Source organism: Thermosynechococcus sp., assembly GCF_046299655.1.
GTDB lineage: Bacteria > Cyanobacteriota > Cyanobacteriia > Thermosynechococcales > Thermosynechococcaceae > Thermosynechococcus.
In genome coordinates, this window is sequence record NZ_JBKBHZ010000010.1 from 1 (window position 1) to 21265 (window position 21265).

General features: G+C 53.1%; 22 protein-coding genes. 8 read left to right on the forward strand and 14 right to left on the reverse strand.

Translation table 11 applies throughout. The features are described 5' to 3' along the window. Positions 1–23 precede the first annotated feature (23 nt). From ACK4HN_RS07955 to ACK4HN_RS07970, 4 genes are all read right to left on the reverse strand, one after another. Positions 24–1247, reverse strand: a complete 1224-nt coding sequence (locus ACK4HN_RS07955) for an MlaD family protein (RefSeq protein WP_409877453.1) — start codon at positions 1245–1247, stop codon at positions 24–26. Positions 1248–1288: 41 nt separating this feature from the next. Continuing rightward, the gene (nadB, locus tag ACK4HN_RS07960) at positions 1289–2929 is read right to left on the reverse strand and encodes an L-aspartate oxidase (RefSeq protein WP_409877454.1); all 1641 of its coding nucleotides are present in this window, start codon (positions 2927–2929) and stop codon (positions 1289–1291) included. 31 nt (positions 2930–2960) lie between these two features. Further along, entirely contained in the window at positions 2961–3365 is a 405-nt protein-coding gene (psbU, locus tag ACK4HN_RS07965; protein ID WP_409870114.1) for a photosystem II complex extrinsic protein PsbU, read from the reverse strand. 237 nt (positions 3366–3602) lie between these two features. Further along, the gene (locus ACK4HN_RS07970) at positions 3603–4772 is read right to left on the reverse strand and encodes an adenylate/guanylate cyclase domain-containing protein (RefSeq protein WP_409877455.1); all 1170 of its coding nucleotides are present in this window, start codon (positions 4770–4772) and stop codon (positions 3603–3605) included. 341 nt (positions 4773–5113) lie between these two features. Here ACK4HN_RS07970 and ACK4HN_RS07975 point away from each other — a divergent pair, with 341 nt between their 5' ends. The 4 genes from ACK4HN_RS07975 to dnaB all read left to right on the forward strand — a co-directional run bounded on the left by ACK4HN_RS07975 (position 5114) and on the right by dnaB (position 7793). Continuing rightward, positions 5114–5608, forward strand: a complete 495-nt coding sequence (locus tag ACK4HN_RS07975; protein WP_409849746.1) for a Photosystem I reaction center subunit III — start codon at positions 5114–5116, stop codon at positions 5606–5608. Between the two features lie 37 nt (positions 5609–5645). Further along, entirely contained in the window at positions 5646–5771 is a 126-nt protein-coding gene (gene psaJ, locus ACK4HN_RS07980) for a photosystem I reaction center subunit IX (protein WP_011058244.1), read from the forward strand. A gap of 199 nt (positions 5772–5970) precedes the next feature. After that, positions 5971–6429, forward strand: coding sequence for a 50S ribosomal protein L9 (gene rplI, locus ACK4HN_RS07985; protein WP_409849743.1), 459 nt, complete (start codon positions 5971–5973; stop codon positions 6427–6429). A 14-nt stretch (positions 6430–6443) separates the two neighbouring features. Beyond that, positions 6444–7793, forward strand: coding sequence for a replicative DNA helicase (dnaB, locus tag ACK4HN_RS07990; RefSeq protein WP_409870096.1), 1350 nt, complete (start codon positions 6444–6446; stop codon positions 7791–7793). 19 nt (positions 7794–7812) lie between these two features. On the opposite strand, the gene ACK4HN_RS07995 is transcribed toward dnaB, so the two are convergent. The 3 genes from ACK4HN_RS07995 to guaA form a co-directional block, all read right to left on the reverse strand. Further along, complete coding sequence (locus tag ACK4HN_RS07995) at positions 7813–8064, reverse strand: hypothetical protein (RefSeq protein WP_409870098.1); 252 nt, start codon at positions 8062–8064, stop codon at positions 7813–7815. 84 nt (positions 8065–8148) lie between these two features. Continuing rightward, entirely contained in the window at positions 8149–8376 is a 228-nt protein-coding gene (locus tag ACK4HN_RS08000) for a hypothetical protein (protein WP_409870100.1), read from the reverse strand. 61 nt (positions 8377–8437) lie between these two features. After that, positions 8438–10045 carry a glutamine-hydrolyzing GMP synthase gene (guaA, locus tag ACK4HN_RS08005; protein WP_409870102.1) on the reverse strand — a complete coding sequence of 536 codons (1608 nt, stop codon included), beginning with the start codon at positions 10043–10045 and terminating at the stop codon, positions 8438–8440. Positions 10046–10247: 202 nt separating this feature from the next. Here guaA and ACK4HN_RS08010 point away from each other — a divergent pair, with 202 nt between their 5' ends. After that, on the forward strand, positions 10248–11327 hold the full coding sequence (locus tag ACK4HN_RS08010) for an Mrp/NBP35 family ATP-binding protein (protein ID WP_409877457.1): 1080 nt from the start codon (positions 10248–10250) through the stop codon (positions 11325–11327). Further along, positions 11324–11800, forward strand: coding sequence for a signal peptidase II (lspA, locus tag ACK4HN_RS08015; protein WP_409870106.1), 477 nt, complete (start codon positions 11324–11326; stop codon positions 11798–11800). Before ACK4HN_RS08010 ends, lspA begins: the two co-directional genes overlap by 4 nt. Here lspA and ACK4HN_RS08020 read toward each other — a convergent pair. Next, complete coding sequence (locus tag ACK4HN_RS08020) at positions 11797–12552, reverse strand: metallophosphoesterase family protein (protein ID WP_409870108.1); 756 nt, start codon at positions 12550–12552, stop codon at positions 11797–11799. The genes lspA and ACK4HN_RS08020 overlap by 4 nt on opposite strands. An 11-nt stretch (positions 12553–12563) precedes the next feature. Beyond that, positions 12564–14231: a DUF3370 domain-containing protein gene (locus ACK4HN_RS08025; RefSeq protein ID WP_409870110.1), complete on the reverse strand. Its 1668-nt coding sequence runs from the start codon at positions 14229–14231 to the stop codon at positions 12564–12566. A gap of 396 nt (positions 14232–14627) precedes the next feature. Here ACK4HN_RS08025 and ACK4HN_RS08030 point away from each other — a divergent pair, with 396 nt between their 5' ends. Next, entirely contained in the window at positions 14628–15365 is a 738-nt protein-coding gene (locus tag ACK4HN_RS08030) for a response regulator transcription factor (RefSeq protein WP_409877458.1), read from the forward strand. On the opposite strand, the gene ACK4HN_RS08035 is transcribed toward ACK4HN_RS08030, so the two are convergent. Both ACK4HN_RS08035 and rlmN read right to left on the reverse strand, forming a co-directional pair. Beyond that, positions 15362–17224 carry an NYN domain-containing protein gene (locus ACK4HN_RS08035; RefSeq protein WP_409877460.1) on the reverse strand — a complete coding sequence of 621 codons (1863 nt, stop codon included), beginning with the start codon at positions 17222–17224 and terminating at the stop codon, positions 15362–15364. The genes ACK4HN_RS08030 and ACK4HN_RS08035 overlap by 4 nt on opposite strands. A 71-nt stretch (positions 17225–17295) precedes the next feature. Next, positions 17296–18309 carry a 23S rRNA (adenine(2503)-C(2))-methyltransferase RlmN gene (gene rlmN, locus ACK4HN_RS08040; protein ID WP_409877487.1) on the reverse strand — a complete coding sequence of 338 codons (1014 nt, stop codon included), beginning with the start codon at positions 18307–18309 and terminating at the stop codon, positions 17296–17298. Between the two features lie 181 nt (positions 18310–18490). Between rlmN and ACK4HN_RS08045 the strand changes: the two genes are divergently transcribed. Further along, positions 18491–19462 (forward strand): sensor histidine kinase, encoded by a 972-nt coding sequence (locus ACK4HN_RS08045; protein WP_409877461.1) that lies wholly within the window; start codon positions 18491–18493, stop codon positions 19460–19462. Here ACK4HN_RS08045 and ACK4HN_RS08050 read toward each other — a convergent pair. The 3 genes from ACK4HN_RS08050 to ACK4HN_RS08060 form a co-directional block, all read right to left on the reverse strand. After that, positions 19392–20531 (reverse strand): glycosyltransferase, encoded by a 1140-nt coding sequence (locus tag ACK4HN_RS08050; protein WP_409877462.1) that lies wholly within the window; start codon positions 20529–20531, stop codon positions 19392–19394. The genes ACK4HN_RS08045 and ACK4HN_RS08050 overlap by 71 nt on opposite strands. 1 nt (position 20532) lies before the next feature. Then, the gene (gene sipA, locus ACK4HN_RS08055) at positions 20533–20748 is read right to left on the reverse strand and encodes a regulatory protein SipA (RefSeq protein WP_409853836.1); all 216 of its coding nucleotides are present in this window, start codon (positions 20746–20748) and stop codon (positions 20533–20535) included. A gap of 101 nt (positions 20749–20849) precedes the next feature. Then, positions 20850–21224 carry a c-type cytochrome gene (locus ACK4HN_RS08060; protein WP_409853834.1) on the reverse strand — a complete coding sequence of 125 codons (375 nt, stop codon included), beginning with the start codon at positions 21222–21224 and terminating at the stop codon, positions 20850–20852. Positions 21225–21265 lie beyond the last annotated feature (41 nt).

Here is a 21265-nt window from a genome sequence, read left to right on the forward strand (position 1 = left end):
ACTCCAGTACACTCATTGTCAGCCTAGGGATCACTTGGATTACTATCACTGGTAATTGCGGCTTCTTCCTCGTTGTTTGGCATGGCCGCCACCGTTGGACTGGGGGTGGGGCTGGGGGGCGGTAGCTGAGTTTCTCCTAGGAAAGTGGCATGGAGTGCTAAGAATTGCTGCTCAAGGTCTTGGCTTGAAGCCAGCAGGCGGCTGAGGATTTTAATGAGGCGTCGCAAATCAGACTGGAAGGATTCATCGCCTGTGAGTTTGAGCAAGTCATTCGTCAGTTTTTGGGCATTGATAAATGTGGCGCGTGCGGCATCTAGAGTTTGGGCGATCGACAGCATGATAATCGGACTACTCAGTGTCCCAGAGACTTTATTGAGATTGGCTGCGGCTTCTGCACCATTTTTAATGAGCCGATCCAAATTAGCCAGTAATTCTCCCTGCTCCAGTTGCTTCGTCAGAGGACGAAGGGCATTGAGCGTGGTTCTCAGATCTCGGGCAGCCCCATCAATGTTGTGTAAAGCAGAGTTAATTGTATTGCGGTTGACCTCAACGAGTTCACTAATTTGGTTGGCCGCACGGGTGACGGCTTGCGAGGCCGTGCTAAAATTCCGTAGTTCGGCGCGGGCGTCCCTGCTGAGGGCGTTAAAGCTATCGAGGGCAGTGGTCACCTTTATTAGGGATTGATCAGCACGGTTGACGGTGCGGGTTGCCGCCAAAATCAGGGTATTGGCGTTATTGATAATCCCCGATTCCTCAAGGGCGGTGGTAAAGCGAGTTGCCGCTCGCACTAAATCCTCTAAGCTGGCAGTGCGTACCCCAGTCACGCGATCGCCATTGCAGTAAATCAAATCGGGTTGGCACTTGGGGGCAAAGGCAGTGACGCCTTCGGGAATCTCCGGTACTCGCTCCTTGGGAGTAAAGTCTAAAAAGGCTTGACCAATAAACCCCGACTGGCGAATCTCCGGTACAGCACCACGGGGAATTAACACATTATTGACGCGCACACTCACCTGCACACCGTTGGCACCAAACCCAATGGCCGTGACTCGTCCCACTTGGACGCCGCGATAGCGCACCTGTGTCCCCACTGCTAAGCCGGGTGCTGTATCCAATTCCACCTCAAGGGTGTAGCTATTGGCAGCGGCAAGATTGCCCCGCAACCAGAGGAGGCCGACCCCCAAGGTGGCTAGGCCCGCAAGGATCACCAGACCCACCAAACTTTCCTGCACACGCCGTGACTGCATCATAGGAATAGAGCACCGCAAAAAGTTTTTGAAATCTATAGCCACTATAGTTTACTCTGAACGCCCTGAATCGCCGCTTTTTGCCAGTGCTCGCCCCAAATGAGGGTGTGCATTTGCCAGTTGGGATCAGGTTGAGGGTAGTCTTGGCGATAGTGACCCCCGCGGCTTTCCTCGCGAAAGAGGGCGCTTTTGAGAATTAAATAGGCAATGTCCAAAAGATTGCGTAGCTCCCCCCATTCCCAAAGGGTTCTTTGGGCGGCTTCATTGCTAAGGGGATAGCAGTAACGGGGGTCTAGTTCACGAAAAGCGATCGCGACTGGATGAGCCAGCAATTCTTGGCGCCATTCCTTCACTTGGGAAAGAGCGGCTATCAGGGTGGGAGCATCGCGACAAATGCCAGCACTTTGCCATAGGAGTTCGCGCAAATTTTGGCGCCACTGACGAAAGCTCACTGGCTCAATTTCAAGGGGTTGCTGACCAACAGGAGATACCGCCAAAGGCAGAGGCTGAGGCTGCAGATGTGCCAGTTGAGCCGAAAAGACAAAACATTCCAAAAGGGAATTACTCGCTAGGCGATTGGCACCGTGGACACCTGTACTGGCAACTTCACCAACGGCATAGAGGCCAGGAAGACTGGTTTTGGCCTGCAAATCGGTGACGATACCCCCCATCCAGTAATGGGCTGCTGGGGATACGGGAATGGGTTGCTGCTCAACATCAATGCCCCACTGCCGACAAACAGCAATGATTTTCGGAAAACGGTAGTGCAGGCGATCGCGGGGGATCGGTCGTAAATCCAGCCAGACATGGGGGGCGTGGCTCTGCTGCAGGTGACGGTAAATGGCACGACTGACAATATCCCGTGGTGCCAGCTCCCCCGCAGGATGATAATCTGCCACAAAGCGATGTCCCCTGTGGTCAATAAGATGCGCCCCTTCCCCCCGTACTGCTTCACTGATCAGAAATCGCGGTGCCCCCTCGACTGCCAGCGCTGTGGGATGAAACTGAAAAAACTCGACATCGCGAATGTGTGCTCCTGCCCGCCATGCCATTGCCACACCATCGCCAGTGCTTAAGGGAGGATTGGTGGTTTGGGCAAAAACTTGACCGCCGCCCCCCGTCGCTAGAACGACTGCCCCTGCACACAGCCACTGGAGTTGTCCTTGATGTAAAAGACAAACCCCACAACATTGCCCCGCCTCTAGCCACAGATCAAAGACAAAGCAGTTAGGCAAAAGGGTGATGTGGGGAGCAGCGGTGACCTGTTCGAGCAATGTCCTAATCAGGGCTTGACCGGTCGTGTCGGCGGCATGGAGTACCCGAGGGCGAGAATGAGCAGCTTCGAGGGTTAAGGCGGGGCGATCGCCCGCGCGATCAAAGGCCACTCCCATTGCCAAGAGCCGCTCCACCTGCGCCGGTGCTTGCTCAACTAGAAACTGGACACTGACTGGATCGCAGAGACCCGCCCCCGCAGCAAGGGTATCTTGGGCATGGAGCAGGGGAGAATCTGTCGGGTCAATGGCCGCAGCCATACCCCCTTGTGCCCAGCCACTGGCAGATTGCTGGAGGTCAGTTTTGGTAATCAGGCCAATGCGATAGCTCGAGGGAAGGGCAAGGGCAGCACTGAGACCCGCAGCACCACTGCCAATGATTAGGACATCAAATCCAGAAGTTGCGGGAGTCAACGCTAACCCAAAATTGATCTAAGAAGGGGAATTACTTGTATAGCCCATTATTATAGCGATCGCCCCCCTCAACGAGAGCCGTTTCCACCTCGGTCACCGTAAAGTGATCCAAGTTTTGTCGCAGAATTTCCTTTTGCCGCTCCGTCAGACCGGGAATATTGAGGACATCTTCAACGGATTGATAGGGAGCATTTTTAATAATGAGTTTAGCTAGGGTTGGGTACAGACCGCGGTATTGAATAAAGGCGGCAATGTTGGTATTGTTAAGGTCAATTTTTTCACCAAAGGCAGTGCCGAGTTTCTCATCTACCACATTGACCAGTTCTTCCTCCGTGGATGTAGTTGCCGCCAAGGTTGGGGCACTCCAGTTGATCCAGCCCAACAGGCTAACGCCTAGAAAGTAAGCCAATGCTAGCCAGCGGCCTAAACGTTGCATCATTCCTTTACCTCCCAAATCTCACAGGTCATTACGAAAAACAGCGGTTCATTAAGAGTCAAAGCAAAGAACTGACCACATCGCACAGCGAGCGCAGGCGGCGGTAGCCGATCGCCAGCAGGGTGACAGAGGAAACTGAGGCATTACACCCACAATAGATGGATATCTAGACTGCCCCCTACAGGTGATTCAATAATATCAGAGGGAGACCGTCCCTTAATCGCTTTTTTAGCCTGTTTAATGCAGGGTGTCCCTGCCTTTGATGGTTTGGGCAAGGAATGCATGGAGATCCTCAAAGCTGCCCACGTAGGCGGGGACAGGGGCATCATAGCCCTTGAGGTTGAGGACTTGGGGGCGAAAGGGGACAACGGTTGGACAAGACTGCACAAGGTAGTGGTAGGTGGTTGCTCCCATGGCCAGATCAGCGGCAATGGTTTTAGTGGCACTCTCGAGGCGAAAGGCGGCGTTAACGGTATCTCCCAAGGCAGTATAGTCGGGGCGATCGCCACTCCCCGTATTACCCACCATTGCATAGCCTGTATTTAAGCCCGAACCAATGCGCAGTGGCCACGGCAAGGGATATTGCTGGTGCAGTTCTCCCGTCATCAGTCGTAAATCCTCTAAGGCAGAGAGGGTGTGGCAAATTTCTTGATAGCCAATTTCCTCGCTTTCGTGGATCCAAACCGCCATCACCGCATCGCCAATGTACTTGTCCACCCAACTACCGTATTGACGGATAATCTCACCCGCCCGATGGAACCACGTGCCAATTAGCTCCGACAGTAGCTCCTCTTCGAGTTGCCGTGTCAGCTTGGTAAAGTCGCGAATATCCACCACTAAGACCGTCAACAGGCGGCGGACATGGAGAAGTGCGGTGGAGGAGCCTTCGGATTGGGGCAAAGACAGAGTGGCATTTTCAGCAAACAGGGGGGCGAAGGGTTCGTTAAAAAAGTCCAGTTCCGTTTGGCCAAAGGTAATGCGATCGCCATTGTGCAGGGCAACGGGAACACTCACACGGCGACCATTGACGAAGGTACCATTGCGACTGCCGAGATCAATGAGATAAAACTCCCCCTGTCCCATGCGCTGAATCATGGCATGGTTGCGCGACATCCAGCGATCGCTGAGCACAATGGAATTGTCTTCACTGCGGCCAATGGTCCAGCAGTTCCCCCCCGTTAAGGGAAAGTAACAAACTGTATCCTCGCTTACTAGTGCTAGATGGGGTTCTGGGGGGGGTGGGGTCTCAGGGTGAACGACCTCGGGGACGCCGGAAATTTGCGAGAGGGTATGGCGCAGTTGATTAATAATTTGCTGCTGACGCAAAATAATCGCCACCAATTGCTGGGAAGGTAAGGTCTCGAGGATCTTTTGATCGGGCAAGTTAAACGTTAGGTCAACATCCATGGGGGGCAAACTAGAAGAAACACTTTTCATAGTTGAGGAATCACCGTGGGTCAGCTCTCCCCCCAGCGCCACCGACGTGTAGATGTTTGAAATCAAGTCCAACAATAGATCCAGTCTAGCAAAGGAGCTTTCTCTGGCTCAATAGATACAGTCTGGCAGCACCGATCAACCATAGAGCGATCGCCAGAGGAAGCATTAGTCGCTGTTTGCGCTCGTAAAAATTATTAACCTTTCCCCTCGGGTTGGGTTGAAGCCCATCCGCTAAAATGATGGCAGCTTTGGGAGGGATTGCTCTCTCCGTGAATGCACTTTGACCTGTCTGCATTTGAGGACAACACTCCATGCGTCGATTGTTAGCCCTACTCCTTGTCTTGACCCTGTGGCTAGGGTTTACCCCGCTAGCCTCCGCTGACGTGGCAGGACTCGTCCCCTGCAAGGATTCTCCTGCCTTTCAAAAACGCGCTGCCGCTGCTGTGAATACCACTGCTGATCCCGCCTCTGGTCAAAAACGGTTTGAGCGCTACAGCCAAGCTCTCTGTGGCCAAGATGGTCTGCCCCACCTCGTTGTGGATGGTCGCCTCAGCCGTGCGGGTGATTTTCTCATTCCCAGTGTGCTCTTCCTGTACATTGCCGGCTGGATCGGCTGGGTGGGTCGTGCCTACTTGATTGCGGTGCGCGATAGCGGCGAAGCCAACGAAAAAGAAATCATTATTGATGTACCCCTTGCCATCAAATGCATGCTCACGGGGTTTGCTTGGCCGCTGGCCGCCCTTAAGGAGCTGGCATCGGGTGAACTTACCGCCAAAGATAACGAAATCACTGTTTCCCCTCGCTAGCTTCACTGTTTGTTGATTGTCATAAGGACGACGTACCATGAAACACTTTCTGACCTATCTTTCCACTGCGCCCGTGCTGGCGGCGATTTGGATGACGATTACCGCTGGGATTTTGATTGAGTTTAATCGCTTCTATCCCGACTTGCTCTTCCATCCTCTTTAAGTGAACCCTTAACTTTTGAGCAAACTCGGTACAAGGGTGGAACGCTCGTTCTGCCCTTTTTTGTGGCGATCGCGGGGTGCACCGTGGGTGTTCAGAGGCTATAGAATAGTTATTTGTCCTAAAATAGCAGCCGTAGCCACCAGCGCTAGCGATTGCTGTTAACCCATCCAGTTCAATAATTCAATAAAAGAGGATCCCCATGGCAAAGCGGGTGCAAGTTGTCCTGAATGAAACCGTCAATAAACTCGGGCGAATGGGTCAAGTCGTCGAAGTCGCCCCCGGCTATGCCCGTAATTATCTCTTCCCCAGAGGGATTGCTGAGCCAGCAACCCCCAGTGCCCTACGGCGGGTAGAGCGGCTCCAAGAAAAAGAACGGCAACGGCTTGCCGAACTCAAGGCGATCGCTGAAAAACAAAAAGCTACCCTTGAAAAACTAGCGACCATTACCATCTCCATGCCCGTCGGCGAAAAAGAGATGCTCTTTGGCAGCGTCACACCCCAAGATGTGGCCAATGCGATCCAAGCGATTACGGGTGAAACCGTTGATCGCCGCGCAATGGTTCTGCCGGAGATTCGCAAACTGGGCACCTACACGGCTGAAATCAAGCTCCATCCCGAAGTGAGTGTCAAACTCAATATCCAAGTCGTTGCGGATTAGGGCGAACTTCCCTGATGGTTCAGGAACCAAGTTTCCAGCCCGATAGCCAACTCATTCCCCCCCAGAACCTCGAAGCGGAAGAGTGGATCTTGGGGGGTATTCTCTTAGACCCGGAAGCGATTAACCGTGTGGTGGATATTTTGCCGGTCGAGGCCTTTTACCTTAGTGCCCACCGCGAAATCTATCGGGCGGCTCTTGCCCTCCACAGTCGTGGCAGCCCCACAGATCTCCTGTGCGTCACGGCTTGGCTACAGGATCAGGGGTTATTGGATAAGGTTGGGGGGCACACGAAGCTGGCGGAACTGGTGGAGCGCACCGTGAGCGCCATTAATATTGATCGCTATGCTCTCTTGGTCAAGGAAAAATACCTGCGCCGCAAGCTGATTGAAGCGGGTACCCAAGTGGTGAAGTTGGGCTACGATAGCAGCCTCCCACTGAATGCAATCTTGGATCAGGCCGAGCAGCAGATCTTTAGTGTGACGCAGGATCGGATTCAGCAGGGGTTGACCCGCACTGCTGAAATTCTCACCCGCACGTTTACGGAGTTAGAGCAGCGGGCGATCGGTAATATTCAGCCGGGTCTATACTGCAATTTTTATGATTTGGACAATATGACCCAAGGCTTCCAGCGATCGGACTTGATTATCATTGCGGGTCGTCCTTCCATGGGTAAGACGGCGATCGCCCTACAAATTGCGCGGCGCATTGCTGAAATTCACAATCTGGGGGTAGCGATCTACAGCCTTGAGATGTCCAAAGAACAACTGGTGCAACGTCTCCTCGCCAGTGAGGCTCGCATTGACAGCAACTATTTACGAGCAGGTCGCATTAGCCAACACCAGTGGGAACCCCTAAGTCGGGCGATCGGGATTCTTTCCCAACTGCCCATCTACATTGACGACACCCCCAACCCCACCCTTGGCGAGATTCGCTCCACCGCTCGTCGTCTCCATGCCGAGCATCCCAACGGTCTCGGCCTCATTTTGATTGACTACCTGCAACTGATGGGAAGCGAAGAAACGACAGAGGGTCGGGTGCAGGAACTCTCGAAAATTACCCGCTCCCTCAAAGGACTGGCACGGGAACTGAATGTACCCGTGATTGCTCTCTCCCAACTCAGCCGCAGTGTCGAATCACGGCAAAATAAACGCCCTTTGATGTCTGATTTGCGCGAATCCGGCTCCATTGAACAGGATGCTGACTTAGTGATCCTGCTGTATCGCGATGAATACTACAACCCCGATACCCCCGATCGCGGCATTTGCGAACTCCTGATTGCCAAACACCGCAACGGCCCGGTGGGTACCGTTAAGCTCCTTTTTGACCCCCAATACACCCGCTTTGAAAACCTTGCCCGCGATTAGTTGAGTGGGGAGAATTTTTCTAATCGGTTTGCTGCCGCGAGCCGCCAAATAGCCAATGGAGGTTGACGCCTACTCCCGGCGACCCCTGACCCACTAGACCCCCATTGGGCATACTGCTGCCAGCTGTATTTGACCCGTAAAGATCAATTCCCAAGCCCCACTGGGGGACGACATAGCGCAATCCGACACTATAAACACCGGTTTGGCCAAAGACGGGAGTGGCTTCAGCAATAAATTGGAGATTGCGAGTAAGTTCCAGATTGAGTCCCACGCCAATGCCGCCAACGATTTTGCTCCTAGGAGTAAAGAGTCGGCAATGACCGGCGGCCTGCTCAGCCAGGGGGGGTAAAATGAGCTAGGCCCGCTCTTCGGGCGTCGCTGGCTGCCAAGGGCGATCGCCACTGGGTTCGGGAATGGCTTGCCATTGGGGCGGGGCTTCCGCTGTTGGCACCACTTCAAAGGTTGGGGTAGTTGTTGGCTGAGCCTCCAGTTGCCATTGGGGTGGGCTAGATTGCGCCGTTGTCGCAAGGGGCAGCCACAGAGATGCACTGAAGCCAAGCGCCAGTGTCCATTTGCCGTTCATGCCACATCCCTCACACCACCGTCTCTCCCAGTTAAACTGATCCCTCGCCCTTCTGGCAAGTTTATTCCCACTCAATGGTTCCAGGTGGCTTGGAGGTAATGTCATAGACGACCCGATTCACCCCCGGCACTTCATTGACGATGCGGTTAGAAATCCGCTCCAGCAGATCGTAGGGCACCCGTGCCCAGTCGGCAGTCATGCCATCTTCACTGGTGACAAACCGCAGCACCACCGGATAGGCATAGGTACGCTGATCCCCCATGACCCCCACCGTGCGAATGGGCAGCAGCACGGCAAAGGCCTGCCAAAAGTCGTGGTACATTTCAGCGCGGTTAATTTCCTGCCGTACAATGAAATCCGCATCCCGCAGAATCTCTAGGCGCTCCGGGGTCACTTCCCCCAGAATCCGAATGGCTAAACCAGGGCCAGGAAAAGGATGCCGCTGCACAATTTCTTCAGGTAGCCCCAGCGATCGCCCCACTTGACGCACTTCATCCTTAAAGAGCTTGCGCAGAGGTTCCACCAGCTTAAAGCGCAGATTCTCCGGCAAACCGCCGACATTGTGGTGGCTTTTGATTTTCACGGCCACGCGCTCACCGGTTTGCGGGTCAATGTTGGTATTTGCCGATTCGATCACATCGGGGTACAGCGTGCCTTGGGCGAGGTAGTCAAAAGGCCCTAGCCGCTGCGATTCCTCTTCAAAGACGCGAATAAATTCATGGCCAATGCGTTTGCGCTTTTCCTCAGGGTCGGTGACGCCTACCAGTTGGGCAAGGAAGCGATCGCGGGCATTGACATACTCCACCTTGATGTGAAACTGCTCCTGAAAGAGCTTGAGGAGTCGCTCCGGTTCCCCTTTGCGCATGAACCCTTGGTCAATGAACATACAGGTGAGTTGATCGCCAATGGCGCGGTGGAGCAAAAAGGCTAGCGTCGAGGAATCCACTCCCCCCGATAGGGCAAGGAGTACCCGTTTGTCCCCCACTTTGGCGCGCACTTCACGGATGGCTTCTTCGACAAAGGCAGCGGTAGTCCAAGTGGGTTCACAATCACAGATGTGATAGACAAAGTTGCGGATCAGGGCAATGCCCCCCACGGAATGTACCACCTCTGGGTGGAACTGAACGCCATAGAGTTTCCGCTCGGGATGGGCGATCGCCGCAATTGGCGTATTGTGGGTATGGGCTAGGACGCGAAAACCGGGGGGCAACGCCGTGACACTATCGCCATGACTCATCCACATAATCGTTTCCTGCTCAACATTGGTGAGCAGATCTGTGGGATCGTCAATAAAAAGTGCTGCCTTGCCATACTCCCCAGCGGTGGCTCGCTCGACGGTTCCCCCCAACTGTTGCACCATTAGTTGCATGCCATAGCAGACGCCAAGGATGGGGATGCCGAGGTTCCAAATCGCTGGATCGCATTGGGGCGCATTCTCGTCATAAACAGAGTTAGGACCACCGGAGAGAATAATGCCCTTCGGCGCCAATTGCGCCAGTTGCTCAGCAGTGGTGCGGTAGGAGATGACCTCGGAATAGACCTGCGTTTCCCGAATGCGGCGGGCAATCAATTCCGAGTACTGTGAGCCAAAATCGAGAATGGCAATCAGTTGGCGTTGTAGCTCTTCGCCAGTTGCTGGCGTGGGGGGGTGGAGAGTGGAGTGAGTCAAAGTCACAATCCTTCTGATCCCAAGCAAGTAGCTAATACTTTCCAGAATACCGCTCTTTTTTAAGATATGGGTGATGTCCGCCCCTTTGAAAGCCATCTGAAGCCCTTGTCAGCCGATTGACTCCTGAGGCGGGGGCTGCAAAGGAATCTCTCTAACAGTGCTACGATCGCTATCTAAGTAGCGAATGTAACGAATCACCTGCATGAGTGCCCCCCTTACTGTTGAGTCTGTGTTGGCCGTTCTCCGCCCTGTAGAAGATCCCGAGTTACGGCGATCGCTGGTGGAGTTGAACATGATCCGTGATGTCGCCATTGAGGATGGCACGGTTCGCTTTACGCTGGTCTTGACCACTCCTGCCTGCCCCCTGCGGGAATTCATTGTCGAAGATTGCAAAAAAGCTGTCTTTACCCTGCCGGGGGTGATGGACGTGCAAGTGGCAGTTACTGCTGAAACACCGCAGCAAAAGAGCCTGCCGGATCGCACCGATGTAGCAGGGGTCAAGAACATTATTGCCGTCTCCAGTGGTAAAGGAGGGGTTGGCAAAAGTACCGTGGCCGTGAATTTAGCTCTTGCCCTTGCCCAAGCGGGCGCTGCTGTCGGCATTATTGATGCGGATATCTACGGTCCCAATGTCCCGACGATGCTGGGGCTAGAGGAGGCCATTGTCGAAGTGCGCAAGGAAGCCAGAGGCGATGTCCTGTTACCCCCGGTAGCCCACGGCTTGAAAGTGGTCTCCATGGCCTTCCTCATTGATCGCGATCAGCCGGTCATTTGGCGCGGTCCTATGCTCAATGGCATTATTCGCCAATTTCTCTACCAAAGTGATTGGGGCACACTGGACTATCTGATTGTGGATTTGCCCCCCGGCACTGGGGATGCCCAACTCACACTGGCTCAAGCTGTGCCGATGGCCGGCGTGGTGATCGTCACAACGCCGCAGCCCGTTGCCTTGGGGGATGCACGACGCGGCTTGCGGATGTTTCAGCAGTTGGGGGTCACAATTCTCGGACTCGTGGAAAATATGAGTTACTTTATTCCCCCTGATCTGCCCAATCGTCGCTATGACATTTTTGGCAGTGGCGGCGGCGAAGCCTTGGCGGCAGAAATGGGCGTGCCCCTTTTAGGACAGATCCCCTTGGAATTGCCTGTGCGGGAAGGGGGAGATTTGGGTCAACCGATTCTGATTGCACAGCCCCAGTCTGCCTCTGCTCAAGCCCTGCGGGCGATCGCCCAACAGGTGGCAGCACGGGTCTCGGTGGCTGCCCTTAGCCCTGTGGGATGAATAGTCGGCGCCTCAAGATCAAGAACTCCCTCTTTTGGTGGGCGGCTGGCCTCGCCCTCATCAGCGATCGCCTGACCAAAAAGTGGATTTTGGCTACTTATGCCCTAACAGTGCCACCGCAAACAACGCCTATTATCCCCGGTGTTTTTCATATTACTTACGTCGCCAATACCGGCGCGGCTTTTAGCCTCTTTGCCAACGGCAGTCTCTGGTTACGCTGGCTATCCCTCATTGTTAGCTTAGGTCTGATCGTTTGGGCAGTCCTAGGTCCGCGCTTAGATCGCTGGCAGCAGGTGGGCTACGGCTGTTTATTGGGTGGCGCCTTGGGCAATGGCATTGATCGCTTTCTCACGGGCGAGGTGGTTGACTTCTTGGATTTTCGCTTGATTCAATTTCCCGTCTTTAATGTGGCAGATGTTGCCATCAATATCGGTATTATTTGTCTTTTGTGGTCAGCGTGGCGCCAGCGCTAGTTTGTACTGTAGGAGACATCCCCTACATCCATGCGAAATTGAGCTAGTTCTCCTTGACGGGTACCGCCGTAGAGCACATTCACTTGATACACCCATTGATTTGTCCAGTCGAGCGCCGTCAACCAACCACTGCGGCGATGGTAGGCACCGGTTTCAATCCCTAACCAGCCGGCACCGCGCACAATTTGTCCTGCTTCAGCCCCGGGAAACGTAAATGTAATTGTGTGACCGACCACAATCGTTTTATCAGCAAAATAGGGTTTAGGATGGCTTAAAAACAGCTCACGGATCCAGCAACATTCCCGGCTGGTTTGCTGTTTTAGAGGCAGATGGGGATCAAGACCCGCATGCACAATAAACACATCCCCTAAATCTTGATAGAGGGGCACCGTGTGCAGCCAGTTGAGATGCTCCCAAAGCAAATCACTAGAAGTGTAGCTGGCAAGGGTTTCATCGCCACCACTATTACACCAGACAAAGAGCCTAGTGGGGTTAATTTGTTTGCCCTCAAAGGTGAGGAGCATCATGTCTTCGTGGTTGCCCCGCACAGCACCATAGCCCCACTGGCGCACTAGTTCTACAACGGAGGCGCTACTCGGCCCTCGATCCACGAGGTCACCTAGGAAGTAAAGGCGATCGCCCTCTGTCGGTGAAATCAGATCCAGCAAGCGGCACAGACCTTCATAATGGCCGTGGACATCTCCAATTAAGATAAGACGATTGTTCGATGGACACCCTATGCGATCGCCCACCGTGGTGACTCCTAGGGTGTGGTTACAGGTGAGAGCGAGAGAGAATTGGGAGCGGCTGGCACTTGAGTCGTGTTTTCATAGCTAGGGCCAAGCAATGTTGCCACCGTTAACACTTGGGGTGGGGTGGCGTCAGGGGGGTAAAGTAAATCCACCGTGACATCCCGTTTTTCCCCCGGACGCATATTTAATGTGACTAACGGTTCTCCCCGCTGACCACGCCGCTGCACCAAATGGACATAGCGCTCTCGCCTCTGTCCTAAGTCATCCACAAAACGAACACGCACCGTTCCTCGGAAAAACACTTGGGGAGCAGGCGGTTCCAAAAATTGGAGGATGACACTGCGGTGATCTTGCTTGAGAGGGGTTTGGAGCGTGACCACTACTGACTGAAATTGACCGGTATTGTTTACCAAAGGCAAAGTCAAACTATAGTGAACCCCATAATTACCATGGGCGTAGTAGGCGGTGTCTGGATAGCGCACTAACATCGGCGCACTTTGAATTTGACCGGTGCCAAGGGTACCTCGGGGGAGCGTACTAATGCCATAGGAGATGGCTCGCCCTGCTGCGGGGATCGTTAAAGCTTGGGCATGGGGTTGCCCATCGGTTAGAGTGGCTTGCCAGCGAGAGCCTTGACTGACACCCGCCACACGACCATAGAAGAAGCGACCAAACTGGCCACTGTTGGGGGGAGTGGGTGGAATGTCACGGGGGGTAACCAGTTGACCCCGATGCAGCAGCGTCCACCATTCCTCAAGGGTGGGTGCCCGCTCAGTGCCCTGCTCGTTCATGCGGGCAAACATTGACATTTGTGCTAGGTAAATTGAGCCATTGCTTTCTAAGTGCATCAATGTTGAGCGTCCATTGGAGGAAGAAACCTCCCCAAAGGGACTGACATCAGGGATCAAGGGCAATTGGGAACCGATGAGACCGCCGATGTTCAGCATAAATTCCGCCCGCGCGCGGTTGAGGACTTCATTCGGGAACTGTGTGGGCAACGGCAGTGGTAGATTCGCCAGTATTCGTGCTTCGCGAGGGGGAATGGTTACTTGTGAAGGAAAGGAAGTCTGCCGCACACCCCGCAGTACTTGGTTGGTCACTCGACTGCCGGGGCCTGAGAAAATAAAGCCATTGGGATTATCGAGTATAGCGGGCAAATTGCGAAAAGGGGCATCCGGCGTACTCAAGAAACTAGCGGCTTGATGAAATCTCACCGTAACATAGCGATCTGTTGGGTTATAGGCCAATAGCCCCAAATAGAGGGTTGGCGTACTCACGGCGCGGTTGGATTGGGTAATGTGGTGGGCAAAGACATCAAAGCGCCCCTCTAGGGGATAGTTAAGGTGAGCTGCCGGTTGCCATTTCCCTTGGGGTGGAAAGGTGGAGAGGAGGATTCCCTCAGAGCGCACCATCTCTGGACTATTGCTGTTAAAGACTGGCACATCATCTAATTGGCCGGGGAGCGGACGAATGTCTTGGGGAAAATAAGCGAAATTGGTGGGTGTGACGTAGGCCGTGGCAGCGGGGGGTGAAGGGGCTTCAGGAGGTGGAGCGTTGACGGGTACCGCATTGGCCTGAACAACAACATTCGGGCGAGGCGAATATTCCTGTACAACGGTGGATGAATGTTGGGGTGGAATTGCTAGAGCGGCTTGTGCCACAAGAATGGGAGCAAGCATATTCAATCCAAACCACAGCATTACATCATTACATGAGTGAGCAGTTCGCAAAACGAGGACAGGATGATCGTTTCTGCCCAAAAGTTGCATTCCCAAAGTATAGCCTAGGTTTGTAGAAAATCCGCCGAACACCGCATAAAGGTCACGGCATGACTGTATTGCCAGTTAAGGGCAATTTGCGCAATATCAGCCCCGAACTGGATTTTGAACTCTAACAAGTGCTGATCAAAAAGTGGCTTAGGACAATTCTAGATCGTTGAGCGATACATCAATTGGCGTCAAATATTGAGAAAATCTAAAGAAACTCAACAAACTCTTAAGGTTTTTGCAGCGATGTTTATAATTCTCTCAGAAGCGGTAGTTCACCGCCCATGAGGATTGAGTACCGTCCATCTTATGAAGCCCCGCATCTTAATCATTGATGATGACCCTGCGATCGCTGACGTTTTGGCAATTAACCTGCAAATGGCGGGCTACGAGGTCACAAAGTCCTTAGATGGGATGCAAGGGCAAGCCCTCGCTGTACAACTCTCTCCCGATCTGATTCTCCTTGACCTGATGTTGCCCCAAGTGGATGGCTTCACCATTTGCCAACGTCTGCGGCGCGATCCGCGCACCCAAGATATTCCGATTTTAATGTTGACGGCTCTAAGCCAAACCCACAACAAGGTGGAGGGGTTTAATGCCGGTGCCGATGACTACCTCACCAAGCCCTTTGAATTGGAGGAAATGCTCGCACGGGTACGCGCTCTCTTGCGACGGGCAGATCGCATTCCGTCAACCGCAGGCCACTGCGAAATCCTCAGCTATGGCCCATTGACGCTCATACCCGAGCGATTTGAGGTTTCTTGGTTTGGCAAAATTATCAAGCTGACGCGCCTTGAATTTGAGCTGCTCTATTGCCTGCTGCAACGCCACGGCCAAACCGTTTCCCCCAGTGAAATTCTCAAGGAAGTCTGGGGCTACGACCCCGATGATGACATTGAAACCATCCGCGTCCATGTGCGTCACCTGCGGACAAAGTTGGAACCCGATCCCCGCAGCCCTCGCTATATCAAAACCGTCTATGGTGCTGGCTACTGTTTAGATCTGCCGAGTCATATTGAACCCCCCAGTGCGTCCAATGCGTCCTAGGAGCCGAATTCTGGCGTATTCTCTGTCCTCGGCGTCAGGAGTCTCAAGGGTTGAAGGGGAACGGCTTGAGCAAAGACCTCCTCATTGATTGTCTCACCAATCTTGCTCAGACGATCTTCCACCGCCTCGCGAAAGCGGGTTTGCAGCTTAGTGACCAGCGTAGAAAAGTCATTGATGTTAGGGTCGAGGGTAAGACTATCAACTCTATTACGGGAGGTGCGGGTTAAGATGCCCGCTTTGACATAGTTGGCGATCGCCCGCTTGATTCCTTCCTGACCAATGCGGTGTTGTCGTCTGTGAGCTTGCTCAAGAATAATGTTGATTATTGCCTTAAAAGGGGCATTGCACGGGCGATGGGCAATTAACCACTCTCCCACCTGAGTCAGTAAAAAATCTGCCGCCACTTCATCGGCAAAGATACCACGGTAAATTGCAACTGTGTGAATGGTTTGGGGACTGGAGGTGCGGAGGGTGTAACCTTGCGGTAGGTTATTTCGCCAGCAGAGAATCGTTCTACCCAATTGACTATTCACAGCAACGCCAATTTGTAACTGATGTTGCTCAGTTAAGTAGGCTACTAATTCAGAGGGCTTGAAAAAGCCGAAGCGCAGCGGATCCAATTGGGGTGCCACAGATTTGATTTCTTGAAATACAGTATTGAAGACGATTCCCCTAGCTAATTCCTTACGTTTTGTTGGATCGCTAGTGTAGTAGGAGAATAGCTCCAATAGTTTTTTGGTTTCCTCTTCGCAAATTGCTGATGGAGGAATTGATTCATAATTTAGCGGTTCAATAGGCAGATGTCGAGATGAGGAGGGTGTTGTGGGACTTTCTCCATTGGATTGACGAGGCGTGGTGCTGTTTCTACCATTGGTGGTGGCGGCGGAATCAATGAAGGGATTCTCAAGGAATACGAATTGGTGGCAAACCCGCTGAAAGCCGTCACTGGCAGCGTTACGATAGGCACAGCCAATCACAGTTTTGCCGTAGTCCCGCAAGCGCAGGGCAATGGAGCCAAAGCCACCATCGCCGGAAATGAGCACAAAGGTATTGATGTCAGGGTACTGGTAAACTAGGTCAATGGCATCAACGGCAATTTGAATATCTGCTGCATTACGCTGATTGTGATTGCGACCATAGACCGGTACCCGCTCGATTTGAGCCTGCTCCAATTGGGCATTGAGGGCTTGGAGAATTTGGTTTTGCCAGTTTCCATAGGCACGCTTGATAGCGATTTCCCCCAGATCAACAGTTCCCTGAATTGTTTCAAGAATCTTGTCTAGGGAAACAAGCTCATTCACTTTGGTGGGGTTCAGTCGCTCCCCTTGCTTAAAGACTAAGTTCTCAATGTCGTAGAGGACGGCGGTTTTTGGGGTAGCTGCCGGTGGTTGGGGACTTTGAAGTAGAGTTTGAATGGTTTGCAGAGCGGCACTTTGGGCGTGAAGGGTTTCAAGCAGTGGCTCCAGTTGCTGGGCAATTAGCGGGGAGGGTTCCTGTAGATTGTTCCTCAAGGTTTGCAGGGTTTGGACGATCTCATTGTGAATGGGACGCAGGGCATCAGGAAGCGCTTGGTGCAGTTTCTGTTCAAGGTCGGTGAGTTGACGGCCTTGTTGCTGGAGTTCTCGTAGGAGAAGCTCCTTAAGTTCTGCGGTTTTCGGAGAGGACGTAAGGAAGGTGTTAATCTCCTGAAGAAGGCGATCGCTACGGCGTTGGTTCCTTTCAATGAGGGGTGCACCGGCAAGGGCACCGATGCCACTTCCTAAGAGGGTTGCTAAGGGTTGTTGAGGTTGAATCAGTGTGGCAATCCCACCGAGGGCGATCGCGCTAACGGGAGCAACGAACCAAAGCTCTAACTTCATTCAAAATGTGATAGGCATTACACGAATTAGGAAATTAGGAAATTATGATAGCATATGATAGCAAAAAGTGTTTAGGCACTGAGTTGAGCTTGGCGTAGCTGACCACAGGCGGCTTGCCGATCCAGACCCCGCGATCGCCGAATGCTGGCTGTGACCCCTAGAGCTTGTAGTTGGCTGAGAAAGTGCCGCAAGCGCTGAGCACTGGGACGTTGGTAGGCTGCCTCGGCAATGGGGTTGTAGGGAATCAGATTCACATGGCTTTGGAAGCCCCGCAATAGCTGCGCTAGTTCCTCAGCGTGCTGCGGGCGATCGTTCACTTCCGCGAGAACCGTATATTCAAAGGTGACACGGCGCCCCGTTTGCTGCACATAGGCACGACAATCGGCAATTAACTGGTTGAGGGGGTAGTGCTTGGCACTGGGAATGAGTTGCTCGCGCAGGGCTTGATTAGGGGCATGGAGACTGACGGCAAGGGTGATCTGCAACCGGTACTCTGCCAGTCGCTGAATTTGCTGCGGAATGCCCACCGTGGAGATGGTGATGTGCCGCTGACCAATGCCAATATCGCGGTTGAGACAGGTGACGGCTTGCAGAACCGCCTTTAAGTTCAGCAGGGGTTCACCCATCCCCATAAACACCACATGGCTGACGCGGCGCCCCATTTCACCTTGAATCGTCAATACCTGATCAATGATTTCATGACTGGCCAGATTACGGCGATAGCCCCCCTTGCCCGTGGCACAAAAATCACAGGCCATGGGACAGCCCACTTGGGAAGAAACACACACCGTGAGGCGATCGCCAGTGGGAATGCCCACCGTTTCAATGGTTTCGCCATCCGCTAAGGTCAAGAGAAGCTTAACGGTGCCATCTTGAGCATCATGGCGATAGCGAACTTGGGAGCGGCCAATTTCTACGTTAGCGAGGGCGTCACGCCACTGCTTGGGAAAAACCGTAATCTCTTGGAGCGATCGCGCCCCCTTTTGATAGAGCCACTGATGGAGTTGTTGCCCCCGATAGCCGGGCTGCCCTTGGGCTTCGACCCATGCTTTGAGTTCTGCTGCGGACTGTCCCAGCAGGACCATCGTCTTAAACCAATTCACTTCCCCTTGATCCTAACAAACTGTTAACCTAGCCTTGGGTTTTCTCCTCGTGACATAAGGCAGACGGCAAAAATTTGGCCTAGGCTAAAAGAAGTTCCTGCCGAAAGCTCGATTGATTACTTTTAAGAAAAATTAAGAAAAACAAGAAAAAGGTTGGTTTGAAATGACTGCGCAATCCTGTTGCCCTGTGGAGATAGAAATTACGGAGGCTCCCCCCCTTTCCAGCCAGCAGGAAACCCTATTAGATATGCACAGTGTTCTAAATACCCTGAATATCTTGATGGGGGAACTGCAATTTTTAGAACTGGAACTCGACGATTGGAACGTGTTACAGCCCAGTCTGAAAAGCTTGGAGCAACTGGTGAACGCTTTGGGCGATCGCCCGACCATTTTGGCCTACCTACGGCAAATCAGCGATCTGCGGGCAGCAATTACAGCAAACCTCGAAACTGCCTTGGCTCAGTACCCTGCAAAAGCCACGACCCCCGATGTGCAGGAGGCAGTGGCCAATATTCAATCTGTCTTTGATGTGGTGGAGGTGCGAGTGCAACAACTCCTTGCCCGCGAAAAGGCACCCACCGCTTGGGTCGAGGTGCCCATTGAGCAATTACAGACTCAGTTTGAGCAAGTCTTCCAAGCCATCGAGAAAAATAGCAAGGGGCGTTACCGCATTCTCCACAATATTGCCGCTCAGGAAGCCTCGGATTACTTTCTTACCTTTGACATTCAAACCCCCAATGGTCGCACGGTCTTGATGCCCCCTGTCTTTGAGGATGTGATGCGAGATTTGATTGCCAATGCCCGTAAATACACGCCCCAAGGGGGCAAAATCATTGCGGGACTCGTGCAAACAGCGGATCACCTCAAGTTTGTGGTGGAGGATACGGGCTGTGGAATTCCCGTCGAGGAAATTCCTAAGGTGGTTGGCTTTGGTTACCGAGGCTCCAACGTTCAACATCGCCGCACGATGGGGGGTGGCTTTGGGCTGACGAAGGCGTTCTTTGTGACTAAGCGCTTTCAGGGACGGATGTGGATTCGCTCGGCGGTCGGGGCGGGTACTCGGATTACGATTGATTTGCCGCTGCCGCCCACAGTTGTTGCAGATACATCTGAGCGGGGGGATAGTCAGGGTTAAATTCAAGGGTCTTTTGAAAATAGGCAATGGCGCGATCGCGCTCCTGCAGGGTCATGTAGGTATAGCCAAGACTGTAGGCGGGTTGAGTAGTCATCCACTGGCGATCGAAGGGTTCAGCGCGATCGTAGGTGCCCTGCTCAAAGAGATCTAAACAGCGGTGAAAGTAGGGCAAAGCTCCCCGTGGCAAGCCCAGCTCAAAGATCAACAGTCCAGCAGTATAGAGCAGGGGCGGGTAGGCATCAAAAAAGCGCAGACCATAGCTGAGGTAATACTGAGCCGTTTCGTAGTCCTTGGCTTCAAAGGCGCGGTAGCTCACCCAAAAAAGGAGATGACGCAGCCATGTGATGTCCCTAGGGAGTATCCCCTGTTCGACGGCAGGGGCAATCTGCTCAAGGGCTTGTTCATACCATGCTTGGGCGCGATCGCCATCGCCACAGGCGGCATAGTGATCGGCAAGACACACTAAGTTTGACAGTCGGCGATCGCCCTGCTGCACCATTTTTTCCAGAATGGGGATGTTGCGATCGCGCATTTTTGCTAGAAATTCCTCTTGGCTTGGCTGATTATGGTGAATGAGGTAAACCCCCCGCAATTCACCTACGACTGCCGCTCGATCCCGATAGGAGAGCTGTTCATGGAGAGCACCAACAAAGTGGAGATCGGGAAAGCGGCGGCCAAAGCGGACATTCCAAAAGTCGCTCCAGTGGCGATCGCCTGACTGTTCGTGGCGCAGCAGACTCCACTGATTGATCGCAGCAGCCTGCTCAGCCGTCAATTGATCTCGCCAGTGCGGATCTGTAACCACCAATTCTTCATCGGCATCCATGTAAAAGACCCACTCCCCTGTGGCGTAGGCCAAGGAGGCATTGCGGGCAGCGGCAAAATCTGCCTGCCAAGCCACGGAATAGACATGGGGACTAAATTCGCGGGCAATGGCGATCGTCTCATCTGTCGAACCCGTGTCCACCACAATAATTTCATCTACCCAACGCTGTACCGACTGCAGGCAGCGGCGGAGTTGCTGCGCTTCATTTTTGACAATCATGCATAGGGACAAAAGCGGCGTCATCTTAAACCCGCTCTAAATACTTGGCTTCCAGCAAAAAGGCACCCCGCTCTAGGCGCACGACCCAATAATTGCCGGGTTGTTGTCCGAGAATGACCCCTTCTTCCCCAACCGTAAGAATACTGGCGGGACGCAGCATGGGCATTGGTTCTGCTGTTTTCACGTAGGGGGGCAGTTCCACAAGGCGCACGCGATCGCCCACTGCAAAGGCTTCTTCCATTCCACCAAAGGATGCTCGAAATTGGTAATGCTGATAACTGCTGATAACACAATTTTCAATTTAGTATATTGGCTTTCCCTGTGGAATTTTTGTCAAAAGTTTTAGAGTGTCTTCAAGTAGCTTAATAGGTCGGCCATGTCTTGGGGTTGGGCTTGAAACTTGGGCATGGGAGGGGTATTGCCGCTGATAATTTGCTGGATGAGCTTGGTTTGGGATCGCCGCTGACTAATCTGCACCAGACTGGGTCCCACTTTCCCCTTGCCATCAATGCCATGACAGCCAGCACAGTTGAGAATGAAGATTTGCTCGCCGCGACTAGGATCGCCCACTGCCGCCTGCACAGATTGGATGTAGGGATCCTGCAGGGGCAACAGGAGAGAAATACCCCAGCCACCGCCCACCACTAGCCCTACCAAGGCGGGCAGCAGCCAGCGCCATACCGTTGATTTAGCCCCTACTGTGTTGGTTAAACTCATCCACTTATCAGGAATGATTAAAAATTGTTTATTATTGTTAC

Bases quoted from the DNA above. Each gene is read 5' to 3' on its own strand.
- ACK4HN_RS07955 (WP_409877453.1), bottom strand. From the start codon at position 1,247: ATGATGCAGTCACGGCGTGTGCAGGAAAGTTTGGTGGGTCTGGTGATC.
- psbU (WP_409870114.1), bottom strand. From the start codon at position 3,365: ATGCAACGTTTAGGCCGCTGGCTAGCATTGGCTTACTTTCTAGGCGTT.
- ACK4HN_RS07970 (WP_409877455.1), bottom strand. From the start codon at position 4,772: ATGGATGTTGACCTAACGTTTAACTTGCCCGATCAAAAGATCCTCGAG.
- ACK4HN_RS07975 (WP_409849746.1), top strand. From the start codon at position 5,114: ATGCGTCGATTGTTAGCCCTACTCCTTGTCTTGACCCTGTGGCTAGGG.
- psaJ (WP_011058244.1), top strand. From the start codon at position 5,646: ATGAAACACTTTCTGACCTATCTTTCCACTGCGCCCGTGCTGGCGGCG.
- rplI (WP_409849743.1), top strand. From the start codon at position 5,971: ATGGCAAAGCGGGTGCAAGTTGTCCTGAATGAAACCGTCAATAAACTC.
- dnaB (WP_409870096.1), top strand. From the start codon at position 6,444: ATGGTTCAGGAACCAAGTTTCCAGCCCGATAGCCAACTCATTCCCCCC.
- ACK4HN_RS08000 (WP_409870100.1), bottom strand. From the start codon at position 8,376: ATGAACGGCAAATGGACACTGGCGCTTGGCTTCAGTGCATCTCTGTGG.
- ACK4HN_RS08010 (WP_409877457.1), top strand. From the start codon at position 10,248: ATGAGTGCCCCCCTTACTGTTGAGTCTGTGTTGGCCGTTCTCCGCCCT.
- lspA (WP_409870106.1), top strand. From the start codon at position 11,324: ATGAATAGTCGGCGCCTCAAGATCAAGAACTCCCTCTTTTGGTGGGCG.
- ACK4HN_RS08025 (WP_409870110.1), bottom strand. From the start codon at position 14,231: ATGCTTGCTCCCATTCTTGTGGCACAAGCCGCTCTAGCAATTCCACCC.
- ACK4HN_RS08030 (WP_409877458.1), top strand. From the start codon at position 14,628: ATGAAGCCCCGCATCTTAATCATTGATGATGACCCTGCGATCGCTGAC.
- ACK4HN_RS08035 (WP_409877460.1), bottom strand. From the start codon at position 17,224: ATGAAGTTAGAGCTTTGGTTCGTTGCTCCCGTTAGCGCGATCGCCCTC.
- rlmN (WP_409877487.1), bottom strand. From the start codon at position 18,309: ATGGTCCTGCTGGGACAGTCCGCAGCAGAACTCAAAGCATGGGTCGAA.
- ACK4HN_RS08045 (WP_409877461.1), top strand. From the start codon at position 18,491: ATGACTGCGCAATCCTGTTGCCCTGTGGAGATAGAAATTACGGAGGCT.
- ACK4HN_RS08050 (WP_409877462.1), bottom strand. From the start codon at position 20,531: ATGACGCCGCTTTTGTCCCTATGCATGATTGTCAAAAATGAAGCGCAG.
- sipA (WP_409853836.1), bottom strand. From the start codon at position 20,748: ATGGAAGAAGCCTTTGCAGTGGGCGATCGCGTGCGCCTTGTGGAACTG.
- ACK4HN_RS08060 (WP_409853834.1), bottom strand. From the start codon at position 21,224: ATGAGTTTAACCAACACAGTAGGGGCTAAATCAACGGTATGGCGCTGG.